The sequence below is a fragment of the Roseateles sp. GW821-FHT09H11 genome, from assembly GCF_059415845.1.
The window spans coordinates 59,452-77,844 of record NZ_JBWKOA010000009.1 but is presented as its reverse complement, the minus strand read 5'-3'; the positions used below and the strand labels follow the sequence as shown (position 1 = coordinate 77,844).

General features: G+C 68.8%; 17 protein-coding genes and 1 riboswitch. Of the genes, 8 read left to right on the top strand and 9 right to left on the bottom strand.

Annotated elements, in window-relative coordinates:
• From AC07PR_RS26295 to AC07PR_RS26285, 3 genes are all read right to left on the bottom strand, one after another.
• Positions 1-1,152 carry a hypothetical protein gene (locus AC07PR_RS26295; protein ID WP_495137041.1) on the bottom strand — a complete coding sequence of 384 codons (1,152 nt, stop codon included), beginning with the start codon at positions 1,150-1,152 and terminating at the stop codon, positions 1-3.
• An 81-nt stretch (positions 1,153-1,233) separates the two neighbouring features.
• Positions 1,234-1,737 (bottom strand): hypothetical protein, encoded by a 504-nt coding sequence (locus AC07PR_RS26290; protein ID WP_495137040.1) that lies wholly within the window; start codon positions 1,735-1,737, stop codon positions 1,234-1,236.
• Positions 1,734-2,417 carry an RNA polymerase sigma factor gene (locus AC07PR_RS26285; RefSeq protein WP_495137039.1) on the bottom strand — a complete coding sequence of 228 codons (684 nt, stop codon included), beginning with the start codon at positions 2,415-2,417 and terminating at the stop codon, positions 1,734-1,736. The genes AC07PR_RS26290 and AC07PR_RS26285 overlap by 4 nt, the downstream gene beginning before the upstream one ends.
• A 601-nt stretch (positions 2,418-3,018) precedes the next feature.
• Here AC07PR_RS26285 and AC07PR_RS26280 point away from each other — a divergent pair.
• Together AC07PR_RS26280 and AC07PR_RS26275 are read left to right on the top strand one after the other, a co-directional pair.
• Positions 3,019-3,780 (top strand): TSUP family transporter, encoded by a 762-nt coding sequence (locus AC07PR_RS26280; protein ID WP_377159085.1) that lies wholly within the window; start codon positions 3,019-3,021, stop codon positions 3,778-3,780.
• A gap of 127 nt (positions 3,781-3,907) precedes the next feature.
• Positions 3,908-4,726, top strand: coding sequence for an HDOD domain-containing protein (locus AC07PR_RS26275; protein WP_331612937.1), 819 nt, complete (start codon positions 3,908-3,910; stop codon positions 4,724-4,726).
• 56 nt (positions 4,727-4,782) lie between these two features.
• Here the strand turns inward: AC07PR_RS26275 and AC07PR_RS26270 are convergent, their stop codons facing one another.
• The gene (locus tag AC07PR_RS26270; RefSeq protein ID WP_483108238.1) at positions 4,783-6,093 is read right to left on the bottom strand and encodes a GGDEF domain-containing protein; all 1,311 of its coding nucleotides are present in this window, start codon (positions 6,091-6,093) and stop codon (positions 4,783-4,785) included.
• Between the two features lie 308 nt (positions 6,094-6,401).
• A riboswitch (FMN riboswitch) is annotated at positions 6,402-6,574 on the top strand.
• Between the two features lie 104 nt (positions 6,575-6,678).
• On the opposite strand from AC07PR_RS26270, the gene AC07PR_RS26265 reads away from it, so the two are divergent.
• A complete protein-coding gene (locus AC07PR_RS26265; RefSeq protein WP_495137038.1) occupies positions 6,679-7,164 on the top strand; it encodes a 6,7-dimethyl-8-ribityllumazine synthase in 486 nt (161 codons plus the stop codon).
• Between the two features lie 32 nt (positions 7,165-7,196).
• Here AC07PR_RS26265 and AC07PR_RS26260 read toward each other — a convergent pair whose 3' ends face one another.
• The 4 genes from AC07PR_RS26260 to AC07PR_RS26245 form a co-directional block, all read right to left on the bottom strand.
• On the bottom strand, positions 7,197-8,138 hold the full coding sequence (locus tag AC07PR_RS26260) for a pseudouridine synthase (RefSeq protein WP_495137037.1): 942 nt from the start codon (positions 8,136-8,138) through the stop codon (positions 7,197-7,199).
• Between the two features lie 30 nt (positions 8,139-8,168).
• On the bottom strand, positions 8,169-9,065 hold the full coding sequence (locus AC07PR_RS26255) for a TIGR02285 family protein (protein WP_377159090.1): 897 nt from the start codon (positions 9,063-9,065) through the stop codon (positions 8,169-8,171).
• Between the two features lie 8 nt (positions 9,066-9,073).
• Positions 9,074-10,375 (bottom strand): UDP-N-acetylglucosamine 1-carboxyvinyltransferase, encoded by a 1,302-nt coding sequence (locus tag AC07PR_RS26250; protein WP_495137036.1) that lies wholly within the window; start codon positions 10,373-10,375, stop codon positions 9,074-9,076.
• Positions 10,376-10,867: 492 nt separating this feature from the next.
• Positions 10,868-11,449 (bottom strand): hypothetical protein, encoded by a 582-nt coding sequence (locus tag AC07PR_RS26245; RefSeq protein ID WP_495137035.1) that lies wholly within the window; start codon positions 11,447-11,449, stop codon positions 10,868-10,870.
• Between the two features lie 417 nt (positions 11,450-11,866).
• Here AC07PR_RS26245 and AC07PR_RS26240 point away from each other — a divergent pair, with 417 nt between their 5' ends.
• Positions 11,867-12,076, top strand: a complete 210-nt coding sequence (locus AC07PR_RS26240) for a hypothetical protein (RefSeq protein WP_377159093.1) — start codon at positions 11,867-11,869, stop codon at positions 12,074-12,076.
• Between the two features lie 109 nt (positions 12,077-12,185).
• The gene (locus AC07PR_RS26235) at positions 12,186-13,229 is read left to right on the top strand and encodes an RDD family protein (protein WP_495137034.1); all 1,044 of its coding nucleotides are present in this window, start codon (positions 12,186-12,188) and stop codon (positions 13,227-13,229) included.
• 2 nt (positions 13,230-13,231) lie between these two features.
• On the opposite strand, the gene trhO is transcribed toward AC07PR_RS26235, so the two are convergent.
• A complete protein-coding gene (gene trhO / locus AC07PR_RS26230) occupies positions 13,232-14,083 on the bottom strand; it encodes an oxygen-dependent tRNA uridine(34) hydroxylase TrhO (RefSeq protein ID WP_495137033.1) in 852 nt (283 codons plus the stop codon).
• 188 nt (positions 14,084-14,271) lie between these two features.
• Here trhO and asd point away from each other — a divergent pair, with 188 nt between their 5' ends.
• The 3 genes from asd (at position 14,272) to AC07PR_RS26215 (ending at position 18,380) form a co-directional block, all read left to right on the top strand.
• The gene (gene asd / locus AC07PR_RS26225) at positions 14,272-15,120 is read left to right on the top strand and encodes an archaetidylserine decarboxylase (RefSeq protein WP_377159096.1); all 849 of its coding nucleotides are present in this window, start codon (positions 14,272-14,274) and stop codon (positions 15,118-15,120) included.
• 91 nt (positions 15,121-15,211) lie between these two features.
• Complete coding sequence (locus AC07PR_RS26220) at positions 15,212-16,525, top strand: tryptophan--tRNA ligase (protein WP_495137032.1); 1,314 nt, start codon at positions 15,212-15,214, stop codon at positions 16,523-16,525.
• A 148-nt stretch (positions 16,526-16,673) separates the two neighbouring features.
• Positions 16,674-18,380 carry an AMP-binding protein gene (locus AC07PR_RS26215; RefSeq protein ID WP_495137031.1) on the top strand — a complete coding sequence of 569 codons (1,707 nt, stop codon included), beginning with the start codon at positions 16,674-16,676 and terminating at the stop codon, positions 18,378-18,380.
• Positions 18,381-18,393 lie beyond the last annotated feature (13 nt).

Below are 18,393 nucleotides of genomic sequence, written 5' to 3'. Positions count from 1 at the left end.
TCAGCCCTCCTTGCGCTCCTTGCCGTCCTTCGGCGGACGCGGCTTGGGCAGACCCGTCTTCGCGAAGTCCGCTGGCACGCGCATCAGCGCGGCTTCGGGTTCGGTGCGGCGGATGTTGCGCAGCTGATAGTTCTGCTCGCCGCTGCGCGGATCCTTGGTCTGGACGCTGACCGTGACCTTCAGATCGGGCGACGTCCACACCTCGCGGGAGATGACGATCGGCTTCTCGTTGCCGATCTTGCCCGCCGGGATCGTGCGCGTCGTGCGCCCGCCGGTGACCTTGAGGCCGTCGATCTCCTTGGGCGGCAGATTGTTCGGCTGCGTATCCTGTCCGTTCAGGATCAGGGGCTCGACCCGCATCGCCACGGCCGGTGGCAGGGGCGACATCGGCGACAGCGGGCCCAGCGGGGTCGGCGGCGTCTCGACACGGATGACGCGGACCTCCTGGCCGCCCTCTCCCGGAGCGATCACGACGGGTGTTGCGATGCGCACCGTGGTCGGTGCCGCAGGCGCGGCCGGTGGCTTCGGCGCCTCGACGCGCTGCGCCGCGTCGCCGTGGCCGAAGTTCTCGCGGGCCCAGTCGCGCATCTTTCTGCCGTACTCGCGCATCTTGTCGTTGTAGTCCCGCATCTTGTCCTGGTACTCGCGCATGCGTTCGCCGTACTCGCGCTGCGCGTCAGCGTCCGCGCGGCCGCCGCCGAGGTAACGCGCCGTCTTGCGTTCGGGATCGAGCAGCCAGTTCTCGCCGCTCACGGCGTCACGCAGATAGACCACCTTGCGCCCCTGGCGTTCGACCTCCTGGCGCGTCCGGCCTTCGCCGTCACGGCAAAGCTGGCTGGTCTGCTGATGGACGATGCGATTGCCGTCGGCCAGCGGCTGGACGGTCTCGTGCACGGCCTGGGCGCAGTAGGGCGCGCCCTTGACCACGCGCTCCGCGCTGAGGATGTGCATCGCGACGCCGGACTCGGCGATCAGCTCGGCCACATCGGGCACGGGCGGTGTCGGCGGAACGGGTGGGACAACGGCGGGCATCTCGGGCGGCGCCGGTGGTGCCGGCTGCGCGCTGGGATCCGGCGATGCGTGCGCGGCGGGCTGGGCCTGGACCGCGATGGCGGCGAGTGCCAGGGCAAGGGTGGTGAGGGAAGTCTTCATGGCGGTCTCCAGGGAGGGGAGCGGGACGTCGTTCAAGGGAGTGGGAACAGGGTTGCGGCGGGACGGGCGATGCCGGAACGTTCAGGGCATGACCCGCATCGCGAGCACATCGCCGGAGGCGTGCACCAGCAACTCGGCGCGCACTGGCGCGGCGGCATCGGCGGGGTCGTAGGGCAGGCCCAGCAAGGCGAGTCGTTCACGCGGGACCTCCGCGGGGACAAGCCACGCGGCGCCGGCGCCGGCTTTCTCGAAGGCGGCCCAGCGATCGGCGGACACGAGCACGATGAAGCCGCTGCCGGGATTGCCCATGACGGTGGCGCCCGATTCGCCCGGCGGCGCGGAGCCGAGCAGCCAGACGCAGGCGGCCAGCACCGAGGCGCACAAGGCCGGGCCGGCGAGCGCCCATCTCCAGCGGCCGGCCTTGCCCGCCTTCTGACGGGCGGCGAACTGCTGGCGCATTGCGCCGAGCACCGCGTCGTCGCGCTCGAACGGCGGCGTGCGCTGGCGCAGGTCCTGGGCCACGGCCCACAGCCAGTCGGCCAGACGCGCGGTGCGGGGCGGGGAGGTGTCGGTGGTCTTCATCATGCGGACTTCGATGAGCGTTCGATCGCGTCCGCCGCGGCGGACGACAGGGGCCGGGACTCGTCCTGCAACGCGGCCAGCAGGCGCGCACGGCCCCGGTGGAGCCGGGTACGCAAGGTGTTGAGCTCGACGCCGGCGATGCGGGCGGCCTCGGCATAGGCCCGTTCCTGCAGATCGACCAGCACGATGGCCTCGCGGAAGGTCCACGGCAGGGTGTGCAACGCGGCCCATACACGCGCCTGGTCCTGCGCGCGGACCAGCTGCTGCTCTGGCGCGTCGGCGTGGTCGTGGTGAAGGTCTTCCTCGGCCTGCTCCTCATGGGCGACCGGCAGATCCCGCCATCGCGCCAGCAGGTGATGCCGCGCCATGCCGGCGAGGTACGCGCCGAGCGGGCCTCTGCCGGAATCCCAGCCCTCGGGCCGGCCGGCAAACTGCACGAAGGCTTCCTGCATCGCGTCCGCCGCCCAGTCGGACTGGCCGCACAGCGCCAGCGCGTAGCGGTAGACGCCGGGCGATTCACTGCGATACAGCGGTTCCAGGGCGCTCGCGTCGCCCTGGCGCAGGCGGCGCACCAGCGCTTCGCCGACGGCGGCGTTGGAAGGCGGCGGCTCGCGTTCGCCACCGTCAGGCGCGGCGGCGGGATCGGGGCGGCCGCGGCCAGCCAGGCGGGTCCAGAAGCTCATCGGGCGTTGGGCGTGCGTTGCGGGGTGGATGCGAGACCGTTCTCTCGCAGCATGAACGTATTGCGCCAACTGTTCAGAAAGTTCCCGGCTCGCACACAAGAATCTGACTGCCCGGCGTTCTTGCCTGGAGAGGCCCCCACATCAGATCGATCGTCCCCCGTGTTTCAGGGGAATGACACCTCCACGCCACACCGGGCGAGCATCGCCCGGAAGTCGAGAACAGTGCACCGTGCGATGTTCGCAAATCGTTTTCGTCGGGGCCATTTCACGCAAGTGAGCGCCGGCCAACCGTTCCATCTTGGTGCATCCGCCGAGTGAAAACCCCAAGTGCGTGCATGGGGGTGCGGTCCTAGCATCCACCCCACTCGACGCGACACCCGTCCCGGGTCGGCGACAAGCCGGCACAAATGGGGGTTGCCTACGGGGGCTGAGGAGACAAACAGATCAAACCAACACCAACGAATAGCAGTGACACTGTCACAATTCGCGGGCACCTGAATCAGGTGCCCGTTTTGTTTTCGTGGCCTGGTTTTGCGCGCATCCTGCGATCGTTCTCGGCCCGTGTCCGCGGCCCCGAGGCCGCTCTTGCGAGTCGTTGCTGATGATCGAGTTGTTGACCGCGGCCGTGGCGTCGCTGCTGGCCGGATTCGTCGATGCCGTCGTGGGCGGCGGCGGGCTGATCCTGGTGCCCGCGCTGTTCAGCGTCTATCCGAATGCCGCGCCCGCCACCCTCTTCGGCACCAACAAGGGTGCCGCCATCTGGGGGACGGCTTGGGCCACCCATCAATTTTCCAAGCGTGTCTCGCTGCCCTGGCTGGCCTTGATGCCGGCGGCCGCCGCCGCGCTGGCCGGCAGCTTCGCCGGCGCCTGGGCCGTCACGCAGGTGGACCCCAGCGGCCTGCGCAAGGCCCTGCCGGTGATCCTGTTGGGCGTGCTGCTGTACACGCTGGCGAAGAAGGACCTCGGCCGGCACCACGCGCCGCGCCACGAGGCCACGGCGCAGACGCTGATCGCCAGCGTCATCGGGCTGACGATCGGCTTCTACGACGGTTTCTTCGGACCGGGCACGGGCAGCTTCTTCGTCTTTCTGTTCGTGCGGCTGCTGGGCTTCGACTTCCTGCACGCATCCGCGACCGCCAAGCTGATGAACACGGCGACCAATTTCGCCGCGCTGGTGCTGTTCGCCTCCAAGGGCCACGTCTGGTGGCACGTCGCGGCGGTGATGGCGGTGGCCAACGTCGCCGGCAGTCTGGTGGGAACGCGCCTGGCCCTGGCCAAGGGTGCGGGCTTCGTGCGCGGCATGTTCGTCGTCGTCGTGTCGCTGCTCATCCTCAAGACCGGCTACGACGCCTTCCTGCGCTGAGGCGGCGCGCCGCCCTCCGGGCGCGCGAGACGCTATCCGAACAACACGCACCGGGTGTCCGCCAAAGGCGGGATGCCCGGCAGCCCATCGCCCGGGCTACCATCCGTCCAAACAACCGCTGACCACCATGCCTGTCGATCCTCAACTCCGCGCGCTGGATATCGAGATCCCCACCCAGCCGGACGTGCTGGTCAAGCTCTCCCTGCTGATGGCGGACGAGGACATCGACCTGCAAGCCGTCTCCGGCCTGGTGGAAACCGACATGGCCCTGGCCGCCGCCGTGCTGAAGGCGGTGAACTCGTCGCTCTACGGCCTGCGCGGCCGCGTGCAGACGGTGCACCAGGCGCTGACCTACCTCGGCATGCGCGAGGTCGCTGCGATCACCTTCGAGATGGGCCTGCGTGCGGCCTTCCCGCCGGCCGTCGAACTGGAACCCGTCTGGACCCGCGCGGCCAAGCGCGGCCTGCTGATGGGCCGCATGGGTCAGATGCTGGGTGTCGACCCGTGGGCGGCGCACTCGGCGGGCCTGTTCGAGGAATGCGGCAAGGCGGTGCTCTACCGCCATGCACCGGGACACTATCCGGCGATGCTGCGCGCCACCGCCAGCGACAAGGAGCTGGTCCAGCTGGAGCACACCGCGTTCGGTGTCAGCCACGACGCGCTGGGCGCGGCCCTCTGCGAGAGCTGGGGCCTGGCGCCCGCCGCCGTCGCCAGCGTGCGGTACCACGTGCAGCTGCAGCATGAACTGCTGATGCCGGAGGCGATGCAGCGCCGCGGCGTCGGCGCGATCTCGCTGGTGGCATGGACGCTGATGAACAAGCCGGAAGCGCTGGACGAGACGGTGATGGAGATCGCCCCGCAGGCGCAGCTCGACGAGACGCTGATGCTGCGCGCCGCGCGCCGTGTCGAGGAGCAGCTGCAGCAGGCCGAGTCCCGCGGCCGCTGACAGCGGCTCGCGCTGCCCTCGCCTCCCGCGGCGAGGCCGCCGCGCTCACGACGCGCTCACGACGCGAGGCAGAGCCGGTCGCGTCCCATGTGCTTGGCAAGGTAGAGCGCTTCGTCCGCCGCCTGCAGCAGCGCCTGCGGGCTGAGGTAGGGATGCCCCGGCTGGGAGGCCGCGAGGCCGGCGCTGATCGTCACGATCCCGTCGTCCGTCTTCCCGTCGGGCGTCCCCTCCGGTAGCGCCCCATGCGGCACGGCCAAGGCCCGCCAACCCTCGCGCAGCGCTTCCATCAGCCCCTGCGCGGACTCGATGTCGAAGCCGGGCAGCAGCACCGCGAATTCTTCGCCGCCCAGGCGGGCGACCAGGTCGGTGTCGCGCTGGAAGTGCTCGGCGAGCAGCCGCGCGAGCCGGCGCAGCACCTCGTCGCCGGCGCTGCGTCCGTGGCGCTCGTTGAACGGCTTGAGGTGGTCCACGTCGAGGATCGCCAGCGCCAGTCGCCCCTGGTCGCGCTGCGCGCGCTTGAACTCACGCCGCAGCGCGGCATCGAATTCCCTCCGGTTGGCGATGCCCGTCAACGCGTCGTGGCGTTCCATGGACGCCAGTTCGCGTCGCTTCGCTTCCAGGGATCGCTCCGCCTGCTGCAGCGCGCGGTGCTGGCGGGCGATCTCCTCCCGCAGTTCGCGCCCGCGGGACTGCTCGCGGTGCAGCTCGTCACCCAGCGAGGTCCGGACATGGTCGAGCGCCTGCTCCAGTTGCAGCAGCTCGCGGGGCCGCGGTTCGCCGGGCTCGAGCCAGGTCAGGGTCTGCGGCGGCAGCGTCGGATCGAAGCGGCGGGCCTGTGCGGACAGGTGGTTCAACTGCCGCAGCAGCCAGCGGTCCAGCAAGAGCGCGGCGACCAGGCCCAGCACGGTCGCCAGGGTCAGGTGGATCAGCGCGGAGCGCAGCAGCGGATCGCGGCGCAGCGTGTCGCCGATCGTCGAGGCCGACGCCTGCAGTCGCAGCTCGCCGCTGCCGGCGAGCGAGAACTCGGCGCTCTGGCCCGGTTCACCGTCGTCATCGGACAGGGCACGGAACTGCTGGCCATCGCGCGTGCGCAGCTCGACGCGGCGCAGGTTGTGACGGGTGAGGATGTGATGGAGCAGGCCGTGCAGCGCTTCGGGCCGCTCCAGCCGCTGCTGGAGGCTGTAGGCCAGCGGCCCGGCATACAGCAGCGGGATGGCACTCAGTTCCGCGTCGGCCTCCACGGCGCGGCGCTGCGTCGTTTCGCGCAACTGCCAGCCGCTGGACAAAGCGACGAGCAGCAGTCCGAACACGAACAGCGCCAGCAGTGGGCGGGCGCCCACCGAGATGCGGATGGCCTTGTGGGTCATGCGTGGATGCCGAGCTTGCGACGGAAGTTCCGCCATACATCGTCAAGTCATCGTCGGGCCATTGTGCCGAGCCGTGTTCGCTGGTTTCCCCGGGGAAACTCCAAGCCGTGACGGGTCCCCGAATGGTCCTGACGGGCCGGAACGGTCGCCTGGATCGACCTCGGCGGACTCGTCGCACTCACGGCGGCCCACCGCTGGGGGAACACCTGTCGCGGCCGTGGGGACATGCGGACCGCGTCGCTCGGATCCGTGTTCGGAAACCTAGAATCCGCCCGCCCCGCACACCCTCCTTCCGAAGGCGTGCAGGGCAGCGTTCTCAGGGCGGGGTGGAAGTCCCCACCGGCGGTATCCGGGGCGCGGTCGACAGACCGACGACCCCGGGAGCCCGCGAGCGCCCGGCACCGCCCTTGTGGTGCCGGGGTCAGCAGACCTGGTGAGAAACCAGGGCCGACGGTCACAGTCCGGATGAAAGAGATCGCGTCCATCGTCGGCCTCGCGGGCCGGCGCAAGCGTTCGCGCCTGCGCCGCCGGGCGGCCGCGTTGTGCGTGCGCGCCCTGATTCATCGTTCCAACCGAAGGGTTCACATGAATCAGACCAACCACCTCCACTCTCCCTCCTCCGCCGTTCCGCGCGTGGCCATCGTGTCCGCGAGCTGGCATGCCGACCTGGTCGGTCGATGTCGCGAGGCCGCCATCCGCGGACTCGAAGCCGGCGGGCCCGTCCGCGTCGAGACCTTCGAGGTCCCTGGCGCCTTCGAGATCCCGCTCCATGCGATGAAGCTCGCGCGCAGCGGGCAGTTCGACGCGGTGCTCGCCTGCGCGCTCGTCGTCGACGGCGGCATCTACCGGCACGACTTCGTCGCGCAGGCCGTCATCGACGGACTCATGCGGGTGCAGCTCGATACCGGCGTGCCGGTGTTCTCGGCGGTGCTCACGCCGCTGGCATTCCATGAGCACGCCACGCATCACGGGTTCTTCCATGAGCACCTCGTGATCAAGGGCACCGAGCTCGCCGGCGCCTGCCGGGCGACGCTGGCGGCGTTGCGCAAGCTCGACGCGTTGAGCGCTTGAGCGTCTGGGCCCAGTGAGACTCGTGGGGCGCGCTATGAGCGCGTCGCCGCGGCGGTCAGCTGGAGCGAGGTCACGAACTTCCTCGGCTGACCGTTCACCGGATCCGTGAAGGCGATCTCGCGTGCGAGCAGTTGCAGCGGACGCGTGAAGTCCACCGTGTCCTCGACAGGCTGCAGCACCGGATAGATGCGATCGCCCTCGATGGGCAGCCCCAGCGCACACAGCTGCGCGCGCAGCTGATGCTTCACGCCGCTGTGCGGGCGCAGCTCGTAGCGGGCGTGATCGGCGCCGAGACGCTCGATCAGCGCGATACGCGTGCGCGCATTCGGCGTGGCTTCCATGTCGTTGACGGTGCGCATCTGCATGAAGTCGACGGGATGCTCCTCCAGTCGGCTTTCGTACTCGAATGGGAGTCGTGCGCCGATGTCGTCGCGCCACGGCGCAATGGCCTCGTAGACCTTCTCGACGTCGCGATCGCGGAACAGCCGTTGGTACGCGTCGCGCGTGGCCGGCTGCACGGAGAACAAGGTCAGCCCCGCCGTCTCGCGATCGAGCCGGTGCACGGGACTCAGGTCCGCCAGTCCGGTCTCGCGACGCAGGCGCGTCAGCAGCGTCTGCTGGACATAGCGACCCTTCGGCGTGACCGGCAGGAAGTGCGGCTTGTCGGCGACGAGCAAGTGTTCGTCGACGTGCAGGATGCGTGCCTCGAAAGGGACTGGCGGCTCGTCGTCCAGCCAGCGCCAGTAGTAGAGGCGGCGTTGCGCGCGATAAGGCGCATCGGGCGGCAGCGGCGTGCCCGTGTCGTCGAGCACGTCGCCGCGTGCCATCCGCGCGGTCCAGTCGTCGCGCGCGACCAGCGGCAGACGCTCGGCCAGGAAGTCCAGCACCCGTGTCCACGGGCCCGGCGGGCAGGCGAGTGCACTCGCGGCGACGCCGTCGCGCAGCGGCAAGGCGAGCTTCGGCGGACGGGCCATGGGAACTGAACCTTCAACCGGCGGCGGTGTTCACTCGATCTGCGCCGGACCGCGGGCGCGCTCGTCGAGGAAACGGTTCAGGCGCTGCAGATCGTCGGTATCGATCGGCGCACCGTTGCGCCAGGCCTTGATCCACGCATCGCGCTGCGATTCGGCGGCCAACTGCCGTGCCGCCTGGTCCATCGCCTCGATCGCGCGGCGACCCTCCGGCGTGCGACTGCAGCCGGCGGTGGCCACCGATGTGCTGCGACCCTCGGCCAGCGGCAGCTTGGCGAGTTCGGGCGGGCCGGGATGCGTCGCGTTGTACTCGTCCACCATGATCGGGTACTCGAGCGTGTAGTCCATCCGCCTGGCCCGCAGCATCGGCAGCAGGTGCGCACCGCGGCCCGCGACGATCGAGCGCGGCGCGCGTTCCGGACTCGCGGCGAGCAGCTTGTCGATGCGCGGCCCGTAGCTGCGGTCGCGCGTCAGCAGACCGGTGAGATCGGTGCGACGCAGCAGCTCCGCGAGCTGCAGCGGCTGGCCGTTGGATTCGAAGCGGGCCAGGTCCTCGCGTCGGACGATCACATGGATCTGGCGCGACATCATCGGCGGGAACAAGGTGGTGAAGTACAGCCACTGCAGTCGCTCGGGCGTGCGCACGTGCAGCACGGAGCACAGCGTCTCGCCCTGGCGCACCTGGGCCTCGAAGCGGGGCAGGCTGAGTTCGATGAACTCGTGCCGGTATTGCGGCATGCGCTCGATGAGCAGGCGCAGGAAGCCGTCGACTTCGCCCTGGCCGAGGTCCTCGGCGCGCTGCGGCGGCTTGCCGTCGCGATAGACGAAATGCGGCGGCATGTCCTGCACGAGCCAGCGCAGCACGGGCGGGGCCGGCGGCGGCGATGGCTGCGCCACCGCGGGCGCGGTGGTCACGAGTGCGGCGAGCACCGCGACGATCAGTCGCCCTCGACCCATTCCACCTTGGCGCCGAGGCGGGTGATGTTCTCGGCGAACTGCGGATGGGCGCGGCGGACCGGCGTCGCGTTGCGGATCACGGACTTGCCGGGGATGCTGGCCGCGACCATCAGCAGCGCGATGGCGACGCGGATGATGTAGGGGCTCTCGACCTCGGCGGGGCTCAGCGTCTTGCCGCCGAAGGTCACCATGCGGTGCGGGTCGGACAGGAAGGCGTGGGCGCCGAACTTGGACAGCTCGGTGGTCCAGCCCATCGCGCCGTCGTAGACCTTGTTCCAGAACATCACGCTGCCCTCGGCCTTCACGCCGAGCGCGACGAAGATCGGCAGCAGGTCGACCGGCAGGTAGGGCCACGGCGCCGCTTCGACCTTTTGCAGGATGTTGCGGGTGAAGGGCTCCTTGACCTTGAGCTTGCCGTCGACGACGGAGCGCGACCAGCCGTCCTCATGGATGATCTGGACGCCGAACTTGGCGAAGGTGCGGTCGATCAGCGGGAACTGCTCGGGCTGCGAGTTCTTGACCCGGACATCGCCGCCGGTGATCGCGCCCAGCGCCAGGAAGGTGACGATCTCGTGGAAGTCCTCGGCGAAGGTGAATTCGCCGCCGCCCAGGGCCGCGACGCCGTGGATGGTCAGCCGCGAGGTACCCAGGCCTTCGAGCTTCGCGCCGAGCATCTGCATGAACTGGCAGAACTCCTGCACGTGCGGCTCGCTGGCGGCGTTCATCAGCGTCGACGTGCCGTGGGCCAGCGCGGCGCAGAGGACGAAGTTCTCGGTCGTGGTGACGGAGGCGTAGTCGGTCCAGTGGTCGTTGGCGCGGAGCTGGCCTTCGACCTTCACGACCAGGCCGTCGGGGGCGCGGTCGACGTTCGCGCCGAAGCGCTGGAAGACCTCGACGTGCGGATCGATCTCGCGCGCGCCCAGCGTGCAGCCCTTGACGTCGTCCTCGATGCGGGCGGCGCCGAAGCGCGCCATCAGGCCGGGGACCAGCATGATCGAGGAGCGCATCTCTTCCGGCAGATGGTCCTTGGCCGGATCGAAATGGGTATCGAGGTGGTGCAGGTCCAGCACGCCGCTCTTGAAGTCCACGGACACGCTGCTGCCGAGCTTGCGGAAGACCTCGAGGATCTTCTTGACATCGGTGATCTCGGGCACGCCGTGCAGCCGGACCGGCTCACGCGTGAGCAGGGTGGCGCAGAGGATGGGCAGGACGGCGTTCTTGTTGGCCGAGGGAACGATGCGGCCCTTCAGGGGCGAGCCGCCGTGGACGATGAGGTTGGACATGGCCTGGCGCGGGCGCGCGGATGGAATTCGGTGGACGAGCGCGAATTATCGGGGGTCGCGGGATGGCCCGGCGCTCGAACGGGACATCGATGTGCATCTTGCAACCTGGGCCTCGCGGATGCCAGCGAGCTTGTGTTCCGGCGACGGAGGAAATCCTCCGGGGCCAGCGGTTCGAGGGCGGCTGACTTGCATGAGTCGGTCGGCCTACGAATCCCGGGAGGATTCGCTCGAATGACTCCTCTCCTGGGCAGGTGTTGGAAGAGGAACTGATGCCTAGAGTCGATGCTTTTGGAGGTGCACATGCAGCACGGGACGGAAGCAGCGAATGATGATTCTCGGATCGCGGATCGGTCGACCCCAAAAGACTTGCCAGAGGGCCTGCCGGAGCTGTTCTTCGGATTTGTAGGGCCGACAGGGGTCGACCTGAGCCTCGTCTGCGAGACCTTGGCGAGCCAGCTGAACTTGGCGGGCTATGAGACGCGGGTCGTATCGTTAGGCGATCTGATTGACCCCTTCATGGGCTTGGTCCATCGCCCTGGCAATGAGTTCGAGCGCATGGATGCGCTCATTACCAAGGGCACGAAGTTGCGGCGCGCGACAGGCAATGCGGACATCGTGGCACGGCTGGGTCTGGCGCACATTCGAGTTCTTCGCGAGCAGATCACGGGAAGCATGGATGTCCGCGCGACTCATGGCCTTGCCTATCTCGTGAAGTCGTTCTGTCGCCCCGAGGAAATCGCGCTCTTCCGAGAGGTCTACGGTCAGGCCTTCCTGCTCGTTTCCGCCTATGCGCCCAGGGAAAGTCGACGTCGCAATCTCGCCCTGAGGTTTGCTGGTCTTCAGCACGGGAACGCGGGACCAGAGGAACTCGCGATCCGCCTCATTGCCCGCGACCATGCTGAAGACACCCCGTTGGGACAGAAGGTGGGCGACGTGTTTCCGCTGGCGGACTACTTTGTGTTGGCGGGCCGCCGTGCGGCGCTGAGGGCAAACCTGAAGCGACTGGTCCAGCTGGTCTTTGCCGAGCCCTTTGTCTCGCCCACGCGCGACGAGCAGGGCATGTTCTTCGCGCATGCGGCCGCGCTCCGCTCGCACGACCTTTCCCTGCCACCTCTGCGCCCGGCACATCCTTGCAAGCGGCATTGCGGACGTGCTCTTCATCGAGCCTTACGAAAAGAGCCGCACGGATCAGCTCCACGCGGACGCCATCAGCGTGGAGCCCGAGGAGCCGTCTCGGATTCGCACCAACTTCCGGGCCTTTGTAGGCGTTGCGCCTCGGCGCTACATGGAGTTCTTCTCCGTAGGCACAGCGCCCCGCAAGACCGACGATGGGCAAGTCACGCAACGCGCTATCCGAGGCTGGGGCCCGCGATTCCGGGCGACATCCATGGACTACGTCACCGAGGAGCAGCGACTCATCCGCGAGCTTCCCGATGCCGGGCCCGACAGTGGGCCCGGAGCACCCCTGCACACCACGAAGGCGGCCTGACCATGACATTCAACAGCAACGATTACCCATTCCTCCGAGCGATCCAAGAGGCCAAACGAGAGGTCGACAGCTGGCCGGAATGGAAGCAGCGCTCTGTGCGCATGAGGATCTGGGCTCCCGGCGTACCCAGCACGGTCTATCTCATTGATGATCGCATCTACCGGGACATCCCCCTCTGGTACCGCGAGGAGCAAGAGCGTGGCGAGAGCTAGGGAAGTCATGGGCCTCGGAGAGGGAGCGCCCTCGCGACAATCCTGCCCCATGATCCCGCCCGTTGAACCGCCCACTTCCGAGACCGTTCCCCCGGTGCCGGAAGCGCCCGTGCCTTCGCCTTCGCCAGCGGCGTCCCCTGTCCGCCGGCTGCTCGCGAAGCGGCGCGCCGCGGCGGAGGCGCCCGAGGACCCGCGCGACTGGATCACGCCCGAAGACCTCAACGTCGCGCCGGCCCTGCTCGGCTTGCCGCTGGCCTCTCCCTGGCAGCGCGCCAAGGCGATGGCCGTCGACGTGACGCTGGTGACGCTGCTCTCTAACTTCGGCAACACGCCGCTGCTCGCCGGCTGCTGCTGGGTCGCGTGGCGCTGGTACAAGCTGCAGCGCGCATCGCGCGGGGAAGTCCGCAAGGAATCCGGCTGGCTCGGCTGGGCGCCGGCGCTTTGCCTGGTCGCGTTCGGGCTCTACTCGAGCACGATGGAGCACATCGACGAGCCAACGAAGCAGGCCCGCCGCGAGGCCGCCGCGGCCGCATCGACTGACAAGGCCGCCTCGACCGAGAAGGCCGACCGCCACGACGAGGACAACGACACGACCGAGGTCCACGAGGACGTCAAGGACCTCGTGAAGCACGCGATCGCGGCGGCCGCGACCGCGGCGTCGGCCGCTTCCGCCTCGGCCTCCGGCGGGCTGGAGCAGGAGGTGATCCGGCAGGTCGAGAAGGACGGCGAGCTGCAGCGCAAGGCCGACCGCCTGCGCATCAAGGCGCTGCAGGAAGAGGTGCGCACGCTCAAGGACGAGGCCCAGCGCTCGCCGCTCGAGAAACTCCGCCATTGGTGGGAGGTGGTGGGCCTGAACCTGGTCTGGGCCTTCGTGTACTTCGTGGCCTTCCCACTGATCTGGCCGGGCCAGACGCCGGGCAAGAAGCTGATGGGCCTGCGCATCGTCGAGCTGACCGGCAAGCCGCTCAAGCCGATGTTGTGCGTGCGCCGCTACGGCGGTTACGCGGCCGGCGCGACGACCGGCGGCATGGGCTTCCTGCAGATCCTGTGGGACGCCAACCGTCAGGGCTTGCACGACAAGGCCGCGCACACCGCCGTCATCGACACGCGCAACCCGCGTCGCCTGCGCCTGACCGAAGACCTGACGGGCTGAACTCAGCCCTTCGGATCGAGCCGCTTCGCCCGTGCGAGCCGCCAGGCCTCGGCGGGATCGTCGCCATAGACCTCTTCCGCCGTCGTCGCGGTCTCGCGTCGATGCGTGTCGATCGCGATGCGCTTGTCGAAGACGAAGCACTCGCCGCGCCAGTCCGCGTCGGCATCGGGCATCTGCTCGAAGTAGTTGAGGATGCCGCCGTCCAGTTGCCGCACGGTCAGTCCGCGCGCGGTCATCCAGCCGGACAGCTTCTCGCAGCGGATGCCGCCGGTGCAATACATCGCGACGGTCTTGCCTTCGCGCTGCCAGACGTCGGCGTGGGCGTCGATGTAGGCGGGAAAGTCGCGGAAGTGCCGCACGCCGGGATCGATCGCGCCTTCGAAATGGCCGAGTTCGAATTCAAAGTGGTTGCGGTTGTCCAGGAGGACGACGTCGTCGCGCCGGATCAGCTCGCGCCATTCGCGCGGCGAGACATGCGTGTCGCGCGCATCGGCCAGTCCCGTGACGCCATCCAGCCCGAAGGCGACGAGCTCCGGCTTCTCATGCACCTTCAGCAGCGTGAACGGGCGCGTCGCGCAGAAGCTGCGCTTGAAGTGCAGGTCGGCGAACGGTGGCTCGGCACGCAGCGCGGCTTCGTAGGCATCGAGCGCCTGCGGCAGCCCGCCGATGGCGCCGGTGATGCCTTCGGGGGCGAGCAGCAGGTTGCCGCCGATGGCGCGTCCCAGGGAGTCGTTGACGTCGCGCAGCCGCTGCGCGAGCGCCCCCGTCTCGTCCAGCCGGACGAACTTGTAGAACGAGCTGTGCTCATGCGCATGCTCGTGCGCGTGTTCGTGCTGCTGCGCGGGGGAAGACATCGGAGGGACCACTGAAGACGGACGCCGTAAGGCAGGCAGGAAGGCGGGCAGGGCGTCATGGTACCGACCTTCCGCGCGGGGCCCGTGGGAGGGCGCGAAGCCCGCCCGGGAGCAACCCGGGTGTGGGACCCGTACTTGCCCGCCTAGAATCCGCCACCCATTTTTCGCCCCTTCGGGGGCCCGATGCCGTGTCCGATCGCCTTGCCGTCCTGCCTCAATACCTGATGCCCAAGGGCGCCATGACGCGGCTGGCCGGTCGGCTGGCGAGCGCGGAACTGGGTGGCTTCACGACCTGGACGATCAAGCGCTTCATCGCCAAGTACGGCGTGAACATGGCCGAGGCGGTCGAGTCCGATCCGACCGCCTATTCGACCTTCAACGACTTCTTCACGCGCGCGCTGAAGCCGGGCGTGCGCCCGCTGGCCGACGCGCCGCTGATCTGCCCGGTCGATGGGGCCATCAGCCAGTTCGGTGCGATCCGCGCGGACCAGATCTTCCAGGCCAAGGGCCACCAGTACTCGACCACCGCGCTGGTCGGCGGCGACCAGCAGCTGGGCGCGCAGTTCCGCGACGGCCACTTCGCGACGATCTACCTGAGCCCGCGCGACTACCACCGCATCCACATGCCCTGCGCCGGGCGCCTGGTGCGCATGGTGCATGTGCCGGGCGACCTGTTCTCGGTGAACCCGACGACCGCCCGCGGCGTGCCGGGCCTGTTCGCCCGCAACGAGCGCGTGGTCTGCCTCTTCGAAGGCGAGCATGGCCCGTGGGTCCTGGTGCTGGTGGGCGCGACCATCGTCGGTTCGATGGCCACCGTCTGGCACGGCGTGGTCAATCCGCCGCGGCCGGGCCGCCTGCGCACCTGGCACTACGAGAACGAGCACTTCAGCTACGCGCAGGGCGCGGAGATGGGCCGCTTCCTGCTCGGTTCCACCGTCGTGCTGCTGTTCCCGAAGGACCTGCCGATGCAGTTCAACGCGCAGTGGCAGCCCGGTGGTGCGGTGCGCCTCGGCGAGTCGATGGCCACGCTGGGCTGATCGCCCGCGCGCTGGCAACCCCTGTCCCTCCGACGGGGGCCCGCCTTTGCGGGACAATCGCCGTTATGCGAAACGACGGCGACGAGTTCCCATGACCCTGCGTGTCCTGACCGGCATCACGACCACCGGCACCCTGCACCTCGGCAACTATGTCGGCGCGGTGCGGCGCGCCATCGCGGCCAGCCGCGAGCCCGGCGCCGAGAGTTTCTTCTTCATGGCCGACTACCACGCGCTGATCAAGTGCGACGAGCCGGCCCGCATCGAGGCCTCGCGCCTGCAGATCGCCGCGACCTGGCTGGCCGCCGGCCTGGACACGAGCCGGGTCGTCTTCTACCGCCAGAGCGACATCCCCGAGATCCCCGAGCTGACCTGGCTGCTGACCTGCGTCACGTCCAAGGGCCAGATGAACCGCGCGCATGCCTACAAGGCGTCGGTCGACGCCAACGTGGCCGCGGGCGAGGACCCGGACGCCGGCATCACGATGGGCCTGTACAGCTATCCGATCCTGATGGCCGCGGACATCCTGATGTTCAACGCGCATCGCGTGCCGGTGGGCAAGGACCAGGCGCAGCACATCGAGATGGCGCGCGATGTCGCGCAGCGCTTCAACCACACCTTCAAGACGGAACTCTTCGTGCTGCCCGAGGCGAGCATCGACGAGGAGATGGAGCTGCTGCCCGGCCTGGACGGCCGCAAGATGTCGAAGAGCTACGACAACGTGATCCCGCTGTTCGAAGGCGGCGCGAAGGCGTTGCGCGAAGCGATCTCGAAGATCGTCACCGACTCGCGCCTGCCCGGCGAGCCCAAGGAGACCGAGGGCTCGCACCTGGTCCAGATCTACGACGCATTCGCCACACCCGCGCAACGCCAGGCGTTCCGTGCGGCGCTGCAGGGTGGCCTGTCCTGGGGCGAGGCCAAGGACCAGCTGTTCGCGCTGATCGATGCGGAGATCGGTCCGATGCGCGCGCGCTATGACGCGCTGATGGCCAATCCCGAGAAGATCGAGGAGATCCTGATGGAAGGCGCCGCGAAGGCCCGCGCCATCGCGGGTCCGCTGCTGGCGCAGGCGCGCGAGGCCGTCGGCCTGCGACGCTTCCAGCCGTTGGCCACGCCGGTCGCTCAGGCGACCAAGGCAAAGTCGACGGTGCCGGCGTTCAAGCAGTACCGCGAAACCGACGGGCTCTTCTACTTCAAGCTGCTCGCGGCCGACGGCACCCTGCTGCTGCAGAGCACCGGCCTGTCGCAGGGCAAGGAAGCCGGGCAATGGGTCGCCAGAATCAAGCGCGAAGGCGCGGCGGCGTTGGGCGACGCGCCAGTGGCCAAGGAGACCGGCGACGACGTGCTGCTGCCGGCGCTCGAGGCGCTCGTGGCCGCCGAGCTGGAGGCCGTCGCGGCGAAGGGCTGAGCCTCCTGGCGTTTCGAAAGGAAACCCTGGTTTAGGGTGCCAAGTCGATCACGTTCATCGAAGAAACCCGCTCGTTCCTCGACGCGAGGCGTCGTAGTCTCCAACGTTGATTCCGTCACGATTCAACACCACAACAAGGAGACCACCGATGTCCACGACGACCCGCCTGCCTGCCGACTCCCTGGCGCTGCAACGCCTCTATGCCTGGGAGCTGGACACGCCGGACCGGGTCACGTTGCGCCAGCCGATGGGCGGGGGCGTCGTCAAGGACTTCACCTGGAAAGAGGTCGCCGATCAGGCGCGCCGCATGGCCGCGCACCTGAAGACGCTGGGCCTCGAACAGGGCTGGGAACCCGGCGCCCGCGTCGCCATCCTGTCCAAGAACTGCGCGTGGTGGCTGATGAGCGACCTCGCGATCTGGATGGCCGGCTACGTCAGCGTGCCGCTGTATCCCACGCTCGCTCCCGACACCATCCACCAGATCCTCAGCCACAGCGAGGCCAAGCTGCTGTTCGTCGGCAAGCTCGACGGCTGGGAAGGGATGCGCCCCGGCGTGCCGCTGGGCCTGACCTGCATCTCCTACCCGGTCTCCCCCGACGACGCCCAGGACACCTACGACCACTGGGACGCGATCTGCGCCGAGACGCAGCCGCTCAAGGGCAGGCCCATCCGCGCCGCCGACGACCTGGCGACCATCATCTACACGTCCGGCACGACAGGCACGCCCAAGGGGGTGATGCATTCGTTCGGCAACTTCGCGTGGGCCATCGCCACGGGGCTCAAGCGCATCCCGCTGAGCGAACGCGATCGCATGTTGTCCTACCTGCCGCTGGCGCACGTCGTGGAACGCGCGCTGGTCGAGCACGGCTGGCTCCACACCGGCATGACGATCTACTTCGCCGAGAGCCTGGACACCTTCGCCGCCGACCTGCAGCGCGCCCGGCCGACGGTGTTCTTCTCCGTGCCGCGGCTGTGGACCAAATTCCAGCAGGGCGTGCACGCCAAGGTGCCGCAGCCCAAGCTCGAGCGCCTGTTGAAGCTGCCCTTCATCGGCAACCTCGTGCGCAAGAAGATTCTGAAGGCGCTGGGCCTGAACGAGTGCACCTTCGCCGCCGGCGGTGCCGCGCCGATGCCGGTCGCGCTGCTGAAGTGGTACCGCGCGCTGGGCCTGCCGATCAACGAGGGCTACGGCATGACCGAGAACCTGGCGCTGTCGCACATCACCGTGCCGGGGCGGGACCAGATCGGCAGCGTGGGCCCCGCCTATGACGGCGTGCAGACGCGGCTGGATCCGATCACCGGCGAGCTGCAGATGAAGAGCCAGGCGCTGATGCTGGGCTACTACAAGCAGCCCGAGCTGACCGCCGAGACGCTCACCGCCGACGGCTGGCTGCACACCGGCGACAAGGCGGAGATTTCCGATAAGGGCGCGCTCGCCGGCTGCGTGCGCATCACTGGACGGGTGAAGGACCTGTTCAAGACGAGCAAGGGCAAGTACGTGTCGCCGGCGCCGATCGAGGACCGTCTGTCGACGAACCCCGCCATCGAGGCCTGCGCGGTCACCGGCGCGAACTTCGCGCAGCCGGTGGGCATCGCGATGCTGTCGCCGGAGGCCGCCGCGCGCGATCGCGCCGGGCTCGAGCAGGAATTGACCGCGCATCTGGAGAAGGTCAACGCGCGCCTCGATCCGCATGAGCAGCTCGACTGCCTGATCGTCACGGCGACGCCGTGGACCGTAGACAATGGGCTGATCACCCCGACCTTCAAGGTGCGCCGCAATCGCGTCGACGAGGTCTACGGTCCGCGTCTGGAAAACTGGATCGCCCAGCGCCGGAAAGTCATCTGGGCGGACTGACGCGCCGCCCCCG